Annotated in this window: 11 protein-coding genes; 5 read left to right on the top strand and 6 right to left on the bottom strand. The window is 38.9% G+C overall.

What is annotated here, in order from left to right:
• On the top strand, positions 1 to 482 hold a 482-nt coding region (locus tag H6G57_RS14100), incomplete at its 5' end, for a hypothetical protein (RefSeq protein ID WP_190519526.1).
• 9 nt (positions 483 to 491) lie between these two features.
• Here the strand turns inward: H6G57_RS14100 and H6G57_RS14095 are convergent.
• On the bottom strand, positions 492 to 1,682 hold the full coding sequence (locus tag H6G57_RS14095) for an Arm DNA-binding domain-containing protein (RefSeq protein WP_190519525.1): 1,191 nt from the start codon (positions 1,680 to 1,682) through the stop codon (positions 492 to 494).
• A 348-nt stretch (positions 1,683 to 2,030) separates the two neighbouring features.
• On the opposite strand from H6G57_RS14095, the gene H6G57_RS14090 reads away from it, so the two are divergent.
• Positions 2,031 to 2,756, top strand: a complete 726-nt coding sequence (locus H6G57_RS14090; protein WP_190519523.1) for a Bax inhibitor-1 family protein — start codon at positions 2,031 to 2,033, stop codon at positions 2,754 to 2,756.
• 485 nt (positions 2,757 to 3,241) lie between these two features.
• A complete protein-coding gene (locus H6G57_RS14085) occupies positions 3,242 to 6,244 on the top strand; it encodes a calcium-binding protein (RefSeq protein WP_190519521.1) in 3,003 nt (1,000 codons plus the stop codon).
• 133 nt (positions 6,245 to 6,377) lie between these two features.
• Here the strand turns inward: H6G57_RS14085 and H6G57_RS14080 are convergent, their stop codons facing one another.
• The 3 genes from H6G57_RS14080 to H6G57_RS14070 form a co-directional block, all read right to left on the bottom strand.
• Positions 6,378 to 6,650 carry a hypothetical protein gene (locus H6G57_RS14080; protein WP_190519519.1) on the bottom strand — a complete coding sequence of 91 codons (273 nt, stop codon included), beginning with the start codon at positions 6,648 to 6,650 and terminating at the stop codon, positions 6,378 to 6,380.
• Positions 6,651 to 6,685: 35 nt separating this feature from the next.
• Positions 6,686 to 7,066, bottom strand: a complete 381-nt coding sequence (locus H6G57_RS14075; RefSeq protein ID WP_190519518.1) for a hypothetical protein — start codon at positions 7,064 to 7,066, stop codon at positions 6,686 to 6,688.
• A 300-nt stretch (positions 7,067 to 7,366) separates the two neighbouring features.
• Complete coding sequence (locus tag H6G57_RS14070; protein ID WP_190519516.1) at positions 7,367 to 7,849, bottom strand: orange carotenoid protein N-terminal domain-containing protein; 483 nt, start codon at positions 7,847 to 7,849, stop codon at positions 7,367 to 7,369.
• Between the two features lie 578 nt (positions 7,850 to 8,427).
• Between H6G57_RS14070 and H6G57_RS14065 the strand changes: the two genes are divergently transcribed.
• The gene (locus H6G57_RS14065; protein ID WP_190519514.1) at positions 8,428 to 10,416 is read left to right on the top strand and encodes a diguanylate cyclase domain-containing protein; all 1,989 of its coding nucleotides are present in this window, start codon (positions 8,428 to 8,430) and stop codon (positions 10,414 to 10,416) included.
• 112 nt (positions 10,417 to 10,528) lie between these two features.
• Here the strand turns inward: H6G57_RS14065 and H6G57_RS14060 are convergent, their stop codons facing one another.
• Positions 10,529 to 10,882 (bottom strand): STAS domain-containing protein, encoded by a 354-nt coding sequence (locus H6G57_RS14060; protein ID WP_072719578.1) that lies wholly within the window; start codon positions 10,880 to 10,882, stop codon positions 10,529 to 10,531.
• A 493-nt stretch (positions 10,883 to 11,375) separates the two neighbouring features.
• Here H6G57_RS14060 and H6G57_RS14055 point away from each other — a divergent pair, with 493 nt between their 5' ends.
• Positions 11,376 to 11,996, top strand: coding sequence for a DedA family protein (locus H6G57_RS14055; RefSeq protein ID WP_190519512.1), 621 nt, complete (start codon positions 11,376 to 11,378; stop codon positions 11,994 to 11,996).
• Positions 11,997 to 12,024: 28 nt separating this feature from the next.
• Here the strand turns inward: H6G57_RS14055 and H6G57_RS14050 are convergent, their stop codons facing one another.
• Entirely contained in the window at positions 12,025 to 13,572 is a 1,548-nt protein-coding gene (locus H6G57_RS14050; RefSeq protein ID WP_190519511.1) for a GGDEF domain-containing protein, read from the bottom strand.
• Positions 13,573 to 13,758 lie beyond the last annotated feature (186 nt).

Raw genomic sequence — 13,758 nt, 5'->3', positions numbered from 1 at the left:
ATAAGGTTTATAGCGATGGTGACGGTTCAGGTGCTATATCACTAGAAAAAATCACTCCCGATAAATATTCAGAAGTTCAACCCGTAGAAATTCCCCAAACAGAACCCGAAAATCCCCCGCCGTCAAATACCCCTAACCCAAAATCCTCTGATAAGGAAAAGGACGTAGAGTTCGTCAAGAGGTATCTCAATGGGGAAAAACTCACCGAGAAGGAAAAGCTAGTTGTTAGTTTGACGGCAAATATTGTTCGTTATCAGATTTGTACCTACAAGACTAAAGAAGCCTTTTTAAGGGAGTGGCAGAAACTCACACTACCTCTAGTTCATAAAGCACAGTTAGTGTTGGGATGTTGTAAGGACGGAGAGAAGTTTTTCACCAAGTTTCTGCCCGGATTGGGAATTACCCCGACTGAGTTAGGACTATCTGACCCCACTCCTAAACCCACAAAACCCGATGGTGATCAGATATCCTTATTTGATTAGCGTTAGCAATCAATCAGTAAAACTTCCCGGTCGTAATTCATAAATTGCAGCATCCCCTAGATAACGTCTTCGGATTTCATCAGGGGATGTATCACACCATTTAGCAACAACACTCTCAGAGCGATTATGTAGAATAATCTGTTCAGTGATAAAGGTATCCCGTCCACACCGGGGCGTTAAGTTACGGTCTGGGAATAAAGGATCAACAACCTTATTCCAGGCTTTATTGCTAAAGTTTCCATAGCTAATTTTTAACCCTTTTGGACTAGGAAACAGCCAAGCGTTAGGGTCTGGGTTTTCCGGTTTAATACTGTTTAATAATTCCTCTAATTCAGTGTACAGTGGGAACTTGCCATCACGTCCGGTTTTTGTAATCCGTCCAGGGATGTGTAAAAGTCCAGATTTAACCATGCTCCATCGGTACTGACAAATCTCTTCCGGTCGTCTACCGATGAGGAATAAACCCTTAACAAACGGGTAATAAAAACTATAGGAGTACCCCGTATAACCCCGTCCGTTCCAGTTACCTCTGTGGTTTTGGAAGGCTTCAAATATCTTCTGTTTTTCCTCCAAAGATAACGCCATCGGTTCTGATTCAACTTCATAATGATGGGTTAATTCTTGAGGCATTCCCTCAAACGGACTACTGATTAGACTAATCTTTCTATGTTTAATTGCAAACCTCACAGCAGCGTTAAGGTGAGTTAAACACCGCTTAGTCATAGACTCGGTTGTATTGTCTAAAAACCACTTCCGAACAGCTAAAGCATCAAAATCAGTCACAGAACATTTGTGAATATATTTCCCTAACGTTTCCATATAATCCATCGTTGATTTAGTCCCGTCTTCCCCCTTCTTCCAACTCGTTTTTTTATAGTCAAAATATAAATCCCAACATTGCTGTAAAGATAACTCTGGCTTAGGTTTTAAGGTTTCAACAACAGTAAAAGAAGGTTGTTGAGGATTAACCATTTTTAGATATTTCTGATGGGAAAAGTCAAACTCCCCATTAGCAATATCAATCTCTACTTGTTTAGCGGCGTTAACTGCTTTACCCCGATATCCAGGCGTGTCAGGACAACCCAAATAAATAAACTTTTGTTTTCCGCCGTAAATCTCACGGGGGATGCTAATTCTAAGCCGTCCCTCCTTAACCGAGACTCCAACTTGACCCTTACGGCGCTGCGGTTTATCGTGCATATTTTCCTGTTTTGATGTCTGTTTGATGTCTGATGGTTGACATTCTACAGGACTTATCTTGCTTGTAACCTTTACGGTGAGGGAATTAAGGATAATTTAACTTTCAGCCTTCCAAGCTATTAATGCGGGTTCGATTCCCGCCACCCGCTTTCTAAAACACTATATTTATTCATTCCCTCTAACCTCTACCCTATCTACGGTGTAGGGGTTTTTAGTTGATGTGCAGTAACTGGATTTAGGGATAGATTTTAGATTAGGATGAGATCGTTGTTAGATTACCAAACTTGACTAAATCAGTCACAATAAAATAATAAATAGTGTTCTGATTGTGAATTACATAAGGACGATATGACCAGTACAAGTAACTTCCGTCAAGCTTTACGAGAAGCTAAAAATGAAGCCATCCTCGGCCCCAATGTGATTGCTAACGCTTTACCCTATGTGGGTGGTGGGTTAATTCTCACGGCGGTGGGCACCTTTGGGGGTTTAAACGTTTTAGCGACAAACCCCGGATTGTTCATGCCGACTTTCTGGGTAGCCCTGATTGCACAACTCGTTCTATTTTTTGTTGCTTCTGGTGTTGCTAACAAGGGTAATAGCAAAGCTGCCTTACCCCTATTAGCGACCTACAGCCTACTCACAGGCTATACTCTCACCGGTTTGGTTGCTGTTGCTTTAGGGACTAATGGTGTTGGGATTGCCGGAATTGGTGTGGCTGCATTAGGGTGTGGAGTCACCTTTATTGGGGCGCGTTCCATTGGGTCTAACCTCTCTGAGTCCGATGGGATGGCCTTAAGCAAAACCATCAACCTCGGAATTATTGCCCTATTCGTTGTCATTCTGGCGCAAGTTGTCCTCAGTTTCTTTGGGATCATTGCCCCCTCTTGGTTAGAAATTGGGATTTCGGGTCTAGGAGTCGTCTTGTTTGTTGGGGCGGCGGTGGTTGACTTCTATTTGTTACCTCGCGCCTACAACGACCAACAGTATTTATCCGCAGCTTTATCGATGTATTTAACGTACATCAATTTATTTATCTTTATCCTGCGCTTACTGATTGCCTTTAATCGGGATTAATTCTGGGTTGGAGAGCTATTCTTCTGTGTAACAAGGGGCGGGGTATTCCTCGCCCTTTTTGATGGATACTGCTTCTGCATAATTTCTCGGAGTTACAACGTTTATTTTAATTAAAAAGTTCCGTAGAATTTCTGAGGCGAAAAACCTCTAACTTAGGTTATTAATAAGTTAAAGCTTAAATTAACATCATTTGGGCTTTAATAATATGCTCTTGTGGCTTCTTGGCAGTGTGCCACAATTAGATTGGTGCTTTCCCGTGGTGGCTGGGTGAAAGGGCCAATCTATTTATTAAAATCAGGCTTAATCTTATTAGAAATTTATAAACCGCTAGACCCAAATCATCAACGATTTAAAGTCTGGTCTCAAATTTGATGGAAATTCGCGGTTGACAATTAATAAAAATGAGATCCGATCCTGGATATTAATCAACTTTGCTGGAAAGGATAATTATCTGAAAATAACCCTCGAAATTAGGATCAATCAACATGGCAACTTTAATCGTTACGAACTTAAATGATAACGGTATCGGTTCTTTACGAGAAGCGATCGCTCAAGCTCAATCTGGAGATATTATTCAATTTGATTCTAGTTTAGCGAGTCAACCTAATCCTATCATAAAACTGACGACAGGTCAATTAAATATTAATAAAAGTATTACCATTGATGGACTAATTTCGGGTACTGTTCCCAGTCAACTAACGATTAGTGGTGAAAACCAATTTCGGGTATTAGAACTGCAAGTTGATCAGCAATTTCAACCTACAACTATAACCCTTAAGAATCTGATTATTATTAATGGTAATGCAACAGGAATTGATGAAGCAGGTGCAGGAGGAGGAATTCGCATGGGAGGTTCAACAAACCTCACCTTAGAAAATAGCGAACTCAATGATAATGTTGCCCAATTTGGAGGCGGAATTTATACCGGATTTAAAAGTAATACGGTTGTGATTAATAGCAAATTTAATAATAATGATGGAACTTTAGGCGGGAGTGAACGAGGGGGCGGTGCGATCGCTACAAAAAGCGCAGGTTCTTTGACGGTTAAAGATAGTGAATTTACCAATAATAAGGGGATTAATGGAGGTGCAATTAATCATTTACTTGGTAATTTAACCGTTGATAATTCTAAATTTATTAATAATACCTCTGTTCCAGGGGGTACTGTTCCCAATGGTTCTAATAATTATCATGGTGCTGGGGGAGCCATTTATACTGATGGTGCAAATGCTTCCGGTGCGAATTTTGGCCCTGGATTAACAGGCGGAATCATTCAGATTAGTAATTCTTTATTTGATGGTAATACTGGAGCCGGACAAGGAGGTGGATTATTTTTATTTGCTTATCCTCCTGATCAAATCATTATTGAAAATAGTACGATTATTAATAATAGTATTCAAACTAATCTGAAAGGCGATTCTTTAGGAGGAGGATTGCGTTCAGGAAATGCTGAATTAACGATTAATCATACAACTTTTGCCAATAACCGAGCCTATAGTCAAGGAGGAGGTTTATGGATTGGTGAAACTTCTCCGACTACTATAACCAATAGCACATTTTCAGGAAATCGTGCCGAATCTTCCGACGGTAATCAGGGTTTAGGGGGTGCAATAACTCTTGCTAATGGGACAAATTCAACCCAGATTATTAATACAACAATTGCTAATAATTATGCAGGGTTTCAAGGGGGAGGATTTTGGGGAGGAGGGACAAATGTTACTTTACAGAATACGATTTTAGCGAAAAATTTTGCTAATAATGGGGGAAATTCTTGGAACGTTAAACATCATACGGGAACTGAATATAATGAAGGCGACGGTAATATTCAAACTAATGAGTTAAACCCTAATGACACTAAAGCAACGGCTAATATTCAATTAGTGGCTGATGCTTTATTAGGGGATTTACAAACAATTGATGGAAAATTAATTCATCCTTTATTAATCGGAAGTCCCGCTATTGATACAGGTAATAATAATAATTCACCTACAACAGATCAACTCGGTCAAACTCGTCCCATTGATGGTGATCAAAATGGTATAGCAATTATTGATAGTGGTGCTTATGAGTTTCCCATCGTAACACCAACACCGAGTCCAACTCCAACTCCCAGTCCCACTGCGACACCAACTCCGAGTCCCAGTCCCAGTCCCAGTCCCAGTCCCAGTCCCAGTCCCAGTCCAACTCCAACTCCAACTCCAACTCCAACTCCGACAGTAACTCCGACTCCAACTCCAACTCCCAGTCCCACTGCGACACCAACTCCGAGTCCCAGTCCCAGTCCCAGTCCCAGTCCAACTCCAACTCCAACTCCAACTCCGACAGTAACTCCGAGTCCCAGTCCCAGTCCCAGTCCAACACCAACGCCAACGCCAACACCACAACCAACACCAACACCAACACCAAGTCCGAGTCCAACACCAACACCAACACCACAACCAACACCAAGTCCTATTGTTGGTGAAAATGACTGTTTGTGTAATCAATTTCCTAAACCCAACTTAAACCCAGAAAAAATACAAAATGTAATCGAAAAAACCTTAAATGGCACAATAGAAAATGATAACTTAATGGCAAGTAATTTTAATGATCAAATCAATGGTTTTGAAGGAAATGATACTTTAACCGGAATGGAAGGTGCAGATAACCTTAATGGTGGAAATGGGAATGATTTGTTATTGGGAAATCAAGGAACTGATATTTTTCTAGGAGGGTTAGGAGATGATACCCAATATGGAGGACAAGATGATGATATTTTGCAAGGAGATGAAAATAATGATTTGCTATTTGGCGATCGCAATCATGATTTTATCCAGGGAAATCTAGGAGAAGATACCCTCTATGGCGGGAAAGAAAATGATCAGTTACAGGGAGATGAAGGCAATGATATTTTATACGGTGATTTAGGAAATGACACCTTAATCGGAGGAAGCGAAAACGATATTTTATTGGGAAATTTAGACAACGATTTGCTTGATGGAGGTTCAGGAGACGATAGTTTATTAGGAGGAGAAAATCAAGATAGTTTAGAAGGAGGAATTGGCAATGATAGTTTATGGGGAGATCTGGGAAATGATAGCCTTTGTGGAGGAGACAATAACGATTTGCTGTTGGGAAATTCAGGAGTAGATATTATAGACGGTTGTTTAGGAAATGATAGCCTGTATGGGGGAAGTGAAAATGATTCTTTAATCGGAGGAATTGGCAATGATAATTTATGGGGAGACCTGGGGGATGATACCCTCAATGGAGGATTAGGTCAAGATATTTTTATGTTGCAAATGAACGCCGGAAATGACTTAATTCTTGACTTTGATATTACCTTAGATCAGTTAGGACTCAGTAACGGATTAACCTTTGAGCAACTCACCTTAATTCAAGAAGAAAATGCAGTTATTATTCGTTTAACTTCTACAGAAGAAGATTTAGCTAAATTAAACGGGATTGATTTAGATTTAATAACTGCTAATCAGTTTCAGGTCATTTAATCCTCTGATCAAAGAAGATTAAAATATTCAATCCAAAGAGTAAAATTACCAAAATTTAAAAGCCTCTCAAGTAAGTTCCTGAGAGGCTTTTAAATCTAAAGTTGCTACTCAAAATTTTGTAACAACAATTCAATTAACGAAGATACCTCACATGGGCAGGAACCCGAAGCGCACGGAGAACTATCTTGTTATACCCTTGAGGACAAGTTACCTGATTCGGGCCAGTCTTTAGATTATTATGAAAGAACCAAGGTGCACTTGCAGAAAAAGTGTGCTTGAATTCAACCGAGCCACTCTCAAGAATAAGAATTTTATTTGATAAAAATGGCTCGACGTATTCGTCTGCTGTAAACTCTTCACCTGGTCTTGAAAAAGTAAAAACTTTCTCAGGATGATTGGTAGGCATTGTTCTTTTCCTCTTTAGCTTAATTGGTTGCTTTCTTAGTGGCAATCTCGGCGCAATTCCATGAAACGGCGCTCATGGTGATGGTATTCGGCTCCAATACAAAGAGCCATATACACTTTGCTTAAGAAGTCGTACTCGTTGAGAATTGGGAACATCTGAGACTTGATGAACTTTTTCATATCTTTCCAATAAAGCACTCTATCTCGGCAGCAAACTTGCTGATTATCCGTTTCCAAAGCAATAGCCAACTCCTTGATATTGCTGACAGGAAAACATAAACGAGTTTTGGCTAGTTTCGTCAAGTAAACAGCCATCTCAAGATCTGGGTGGAAAGAGAGTGCCTGCTCAATTAATCTCAAATCGCTAGGCTCGAATAAAACAGGAGAGTCTTTCAAGCCTGAACACGGGTTATTCATGATTAGTTCCTCTAAAAAGATGTCGCCTAAATTATTCTGAAAAAAAAATCTCCCTGAAATCGATAGTTCAATTAATTCATTCCATCCCCTTGTTTTTGTCTCAGGATGAAAACCAATAAACTGACCCTACAAAACCCCAAATAAAACTCATCAATAAAGTCTTAAAGACTATCGTAATTAGGTTTACTTACAAAACCAAACTCATAAACAACTGAGCATTAGAAAAAAAATCCCCCTGATTCAGGGGGATGAATAATAGAGGGTCTAAACACAATTTAAGCAATTGAAAGAAATGTTGAATTATAGTCCAGAACCTGATTGAGGCGCGGCTCCAGTGGGTTCAACACTTTGACGGAGGAAGGTAATTTGTAGTTCAAAATCCATATTTTCTAATTGACCTAATAAAGCTTTGCCTTCTTGAGAAAATTCATAATTTTCCGGCATGGGAACAATGGTTTTAGCATCCATTCCTTGCGCTAAACGATACCAAAACAAGAGTTTTGTATTGTCACTTAAAGAGCCATATTCACGACACAATTGGGTATCGTTATTTTGTAAAAAGTCGCGTTGAGCTTGCAATTGTTCTTCAAAAGAAAGGGCTTGAACTTGATTATATAACCCTTCGGCAATCTCCGTTTGGGCAGCACCAGGAGCCGCAGGAGTAATAGATTGACCCATTTTTGTATAAACAAACCACAAAAAGGCTAATTGGGTATCTACATCTAATCCTCGGAATTTAGATAAAGCTTGTTCTAAATCCTGTTGAGTGGGTGTAAAGGTCATGAAAAATGCTCCAATTTATTAATGCAAAACGATGTAATTTATCCTGATTCAAATTGAATCAAGGAAGACATTGTTATAAATCTTAATAAATATAAAGGTGATTCTCCTCTTTCTCAAGAATGAAAAAAAAGCGAAATGATTACCCACCCAATCAATTAGAAACTCGTAGATTTTTTGCAACAGCCTTGCGGTAGATCAAAAAAATATTGCTCCTATTTATTGTTGAGTCCATTCGTAAGTTTAGTTTTCCTAATAGAAGGGTTAAATTAATTTAACTTTGTACTTGTCCCCGATGAGCAATAAAATCAATCCCTTACACTCTAAATATCTGCTTTTTTCTTCTCTAGGAATGAAAATCAATAGAAGAGAACGCTACAATAATAAACACAGACACCCGATTCTGCCCTTTGTGCTTTTCTACAGTATCATATTTTACTCGATTTAACGTATAAGATGTGTTATAAATTTGAGTATAATTCAGTAAGAATAAAGTTTCTGGCTTTTCAGGCTTCTATCTTACTTATATCAATTGAGTCTAATTAAACCTGATCTTCTTTGCTGGATCTCAACCCAATATTATGGCTAGTTTTTTTAAAGTGCTTGAATGTATGTTTTTATCTTCTAGTTTTGAGGAAAATGAACGATTAGAAACGCTTTATCGTTACCAAATCTTAGATACGCCTTCTGAAGCAGCATTTGACCGGATTACACTTTTAGCATCTCGATTGCTAAAGGTTCCTATCTCCTTGGTGAGTTTAGTTGATCAGAATCGAATTTGGTTTAAATCCCGTCTAGGACTGGAGTATCCTCAAATTGATCGTGAAGGCAGCTTTTGCGGTTTTGCAATGTATAATCCAGGGGTTTATTGTGTTAATGACACCCTCACAGATCCCCGATGGTGCAATCATCCTTTGGTAACGGGGGAGTTTAATCTCCGGTTTTATGCAGGGGCTCCTTTGTGTACGTCCGATGGACAACGCTTAGGAACCCTATGTGTAATGGATCATCATCCCCGCCAGTTGAGTGAGTTAGAAATCCAAACCCTACAATCTCTTGGGGAATTAGTGATTGAACAGTTAGATTTACGATTAGCATCCCAACGGTTACAGCAAACAGAAATCGCTTTGTTGCAAAGTCAAGATCGGTTTCGGTCATTAGTCGAACAGGCGGCGGATGGGTTTTTGTTACATGATTTGAACGGCCAGATTTTAGATGTTAATCAATTTGCGTGTCAAAGTTTAGGGTATACGCGACAAGAACTTTTAAAGTTATCGATTCAACAAATAGAAGCTGAGGAAATTCCCGCACTCTTTTTGCAAAGTTTAGTTCCGAATGAACCCATAACCCTACGCCGAATTTACCGTCGCAAAGATCAAACCACCTTTCCCGTAGAAGTCCGGGTTGGGTTAATTCAAGTAGGAGAACAACAATTAATTCATGCTTTAGCCCGCGATATTAGCGATCGCTTACAAATTGAACAACAACTTAAACAACAAGCAGAACGGGAACGATTTACTTCCCGGCTGACTCAACGCATTCATGAATCTTTAGAGTTAAGTGAAATTCTCAATACCACCGTTACCGAAATTCGTCAGGTGCTACAAACTGAACGGGTGATTATTTTCCGGTTTGATGACCATTATGGCGGAGAAGTTTTAACCGAATCTCGGACAAAAGGATGCTTTTCCCTGCTAGGAAATCGATATACTGATAGTTGTATTCAACAAACATTAGCATTAGAAAATCATCAGAAAATTAAATCCGTTGCTGATATTTACACCTCTAATTTAAGCCGTTGTCATTACGAACTGTTGCACCAACTTCACGTTCGAGCTTATTTAGTTACACCGATTTGGCATGGACAAAAAATGTGGGGCTTATTACTCGCCCATCAATGTTCGAGTCCCCGACAATGGCAAACTTGGGAGCAGGAATTATTAGTATCTTTATCCGCACAATTGGCGATCGCCATTCAACAATCGGAACTTTATCATCAGTTACAACTTGTCAATCATGAATTAAAAGATTTAGCAACTTCTGATAGTTTAACCGGAGTTGCTAACCGTCGTTGTTTTGATGATTATCTGCATCATCAATGGTCTCAATTATCTCAAGACCAACTACCCTTATCAGTCATTTTGTGTGATTTAGACTTTTTTAAACGGTATAACGATACCTACGGACATTTAGCCGGGGATCTCGCCTTACGAGAAGTCGCTCAAGGAATTAACCGAGTCATGAGATATCCGGGGGATTTATTGGCTCGATATGGTGGGGAAGAATTTGCCATTATTTTACCCAAAACAGGCGGATCAGAAGCGATTTTAATTGCCCAAAACATTCAAAACCAGATCGAACAATTACAGATTGTTCACGAAGGTTCATTAGTGGATACTTATATGACTTGTAGTTTGGGAATTAGTAGCGTTATTCCTTCAGAAAAAATGCCCCCAAAACAATTAGTCGCAATGGCTGATCAAGCACTCTATCAAGCTAAAGCTCAAGGGCGAAATCAATATGTTGTCTTTTCCTTATCTTCATCTTCTTCCTTCAGCCATAAAAAATGAACCGCTAAGGGTTCATCATCAATTGCCATCAAGAAAAGATCATTGATATTTAGCATGGGTTCAGAATAATATCCTTCATCGGATAACGTTGGTCGGGAGTGAAAATCTACAACTAAGCAGACAATAATTCTTCAGAAATAGAAGAATTAGAAAAAATCTCCTCGATATTTTCGATAATTTCAAAGACTCGATCGAGTTGTGTGATTTCAAAAACCAGTCGGGCGGTTGCAGATGGCCTACACATCACCAAACGACACCCTTTACTGCGCGCAAATTTAACGGCCGTTACAACGGCTCCTAAACCTGAACTATCCATAAAATCTACAGTTGCCAGATTCATCACCCAGATTTTGTGGGGTTCTATGGGAATATTAACTAATTGTTCTTTGAGAAAAAGACCTCCTTGGGAGTCAAGACGAGTTTGGGGCTGAAGCCAAACATACCCATTTAATTCTTGCCATTCCATTGTTATCACTCCTAGCTTATTAAAGGCAGCAGATACTCACCCTTCCACCCAACAATAGAATTGTTCAGACCAACGTTAAAACAGTTGAGACTCATCATCCTCAAAAAACAAGATGAAACACCTATAATAATTGAACTGTTGAGGGTTTTTGGTCTGTCCAAAGAGGGATTTATAGCCATTTAGGATGAATTAAACTTTATTTCATCTTAACTTAGCTACAATTGAAAGAGAGAAACGAGAGGGACTCACATCCAGGTATACTGGGAATTACAGCAATTCTGGATTTTTCACAGAAGTCTTGACATTGACTCAGATCCAGTTCCTAGGATTTTGCCAACGATCCCCTTTCGTGGGACATCTAACTGAGGTTTGATCGACTGAACCTAATTTGTTGTGTTCCTCAACCCAATGAAGATTGACACAATTCGGAAAAACACGTCAAGATATATAGAGAAGTATAAAGCTTTGCAAAAAAATATAAAGGCAGCATTGAATGTCTTTTGAGTTTGTATCCTTAGAAACAATTCGAGAAATTGCTCATCAATACGGCTACTGGGCTGTGTTTGTCGGAATAGCCTTAGAAAATGCGGGCATTCCGCTCCCAGGAGAAACCATTACCCTCGTGGGTGGGTTTCTGGCGGGGAGTGGTGAATTGAATTATTGGTTTGTCCTCGGTAGTGCCATTGCTGGGGCAATTTTAGGCGATAATTTTGGCTACTGGCTGGGCAAATGGGGCGGGTGGCCATTGCTATTGCGTCTCGGTAACTTATTTCGGATTCGCGAAGAACAACTGCATGAGGTCAAAGAACAATTTCGCCAAAATGCAGCCCGGGCTGTTTTTCTCGGTCGATTTGTCGCCCTCTTACGGATTTTTGCTGGCCCTTTAGCCGGAATTGCCCAAATGCCCTACTGGAAATTCTTTCTTTGTAATTCTGCGGGAGCGACCGTTTGGGCATCGGTGATGGTCAGTTTATCCTATTTCGTCGGAAATATTATCTCCTTAGAAAAATTAGTCGCTTGGGTTGCCCAATTTGCAATTCTGGCTCTAATTTTAGTGGTGGCTTGGTTCGTTATCCCCATGTGGTTAGAAACCCGTAAAGCCAACCATCTTTAATCAGTTATCAGTTATCAGTTATCAGTTATCAGTGATCAGTGGAGGAGAAATGACTGTTAGTTACGCTTTCCTCGGTTGAAGCAAATTCATAGCGGTTTTTTCCTTGATGTTTGCCCCTATACATGGCTGCATCAGCTTTATTAACTAAGGTTTCTAAATCTGTTCCATCATCAGGATAAAAACTAATGCCAATACTGGCTCCAATTTGACATTCATGACCGTTGACAACACAACGTTGAGACAGTGCTAAAAGAATCGTCTGAGCAATTTTAATCACATCATTTCGGTGAGAAATATTCCCTAAAATCAAGGTAAATTCATCCCCTCCCATGCGGGCAACCGTATCAGATTTTCGGACAGATAAAGATAATCGTTTTGCGACTTCTTGCAATACTAAATCACCACTTTGATGTCCTAAACAATCATTCACTAATTTAAACCCATCTAAATCAATAAAAACAACAGCAAACCGCGTTTGTTGTCGTTGGGCTTCGGCGATCGCTCGTTCTAAACGGTCAAAAAATAAAACCCGATTAGGTAATCCGGTTAATTTATCAAAATGAGCTAACCAAGCTAATTGAGCTTCTAATTGTTTGCGATCGCTAATATCCCGTTTAACAGCAACAAAGCGAATAATTTCATTGAGGGAATTTTTAACAGGTGCAATCGTCATCTCTTCATAATAAGTCGTCCCATCTTTTTTAGAGTTAATTAATTCTCCTTTCCACCCGGTTCCTGATAAAATAGTTTTCCACAATTTTTGATAAAATTCTTTGTTTTGACGACCACTTTTTAACAGAGAAGGGTTCTTTCCAATCACTTCAGTTGCCTGATAGCCTGTAATCTTTGTAAAGGCAGGATTGACATATTCAATTGTTCCATCTTTGCCAGTAATTACAATCATATCATCTGCCGATTCCATTGCCACAAAACGGGTCATCAATTCTTGAGTTTGCTGTAAATAATTGTTTTCTCTTTTAATTAAAATCATTAATAAAATTATCAATAATAAAAACAAAATTCCATAGATAATTGCTTTAATATACCAACTTAAAAACACATCAAGTAAAGGCAATTTTATTAAAAGAATTAAAGGATAACCTTCAATTCTTTGCATCCCATAAATGCTTTTTTTCCCATTCATAGGAGATATTAATACCTCAATTTTTTGGCTTTGATTCTCTTTAATAAATTTTTGTAAAGCCACAAGTTGTAATGATCGATTTTTATCAGGAGATAGGTGGGGTTCTCTAGTGATTAGTCTTAATTTTAAATCTATAATTTCAATCACACCCCGATTATCTAGGTTAATCCCTTGGATTTCGCGGCTCAAAACTGAATAATCAAAATTTTTTTGGGAAAAACTTAAACCCTGTTTAGAGTTTAATTTATAGGAAATATTCTGAGCTAAAAGTTGAGCGATATTCCGAATATTTCGCTCTGTATTTCGAGCCGTCAATTGATAAGAATAGAAAAGTTCAATCCCCAAAGCGGTAGCCACTATTATTGCTAATCCGACTGCATAAATAATTCGCAGAAATTTCTGCCCTTCTTTTTCCTGATAGTCTATTTTCATATTTTCAAGTAGATGATATATAAAACCCATTGAACAGCGTTGTGAAGGTTTACCTGAGAAAATGATAATGATAAGATTGGTTAAGGCGTGATAAAGCCTAATGATAAACTACATCCTAAAATTTTATCACTAATTCGGGTAACACCCAGCCGAATTGAATCGTAAACAATCATCAAATTTATCTAA

It is taken from the genome of Planktothrix sp. FACHB-1365, from assembly GCF_014697575.1.
Taxonomy (GTDB): Bacteria; Cyanobacteriota; Cyanobacteriia; order Cyanobacteriales; family Microcoleaceae; genus Planktothrix.
Note: the sequence above shows the minus strand (reverse complement) of the source record. Positions and strands in the feature narration are given on the sequence as shown.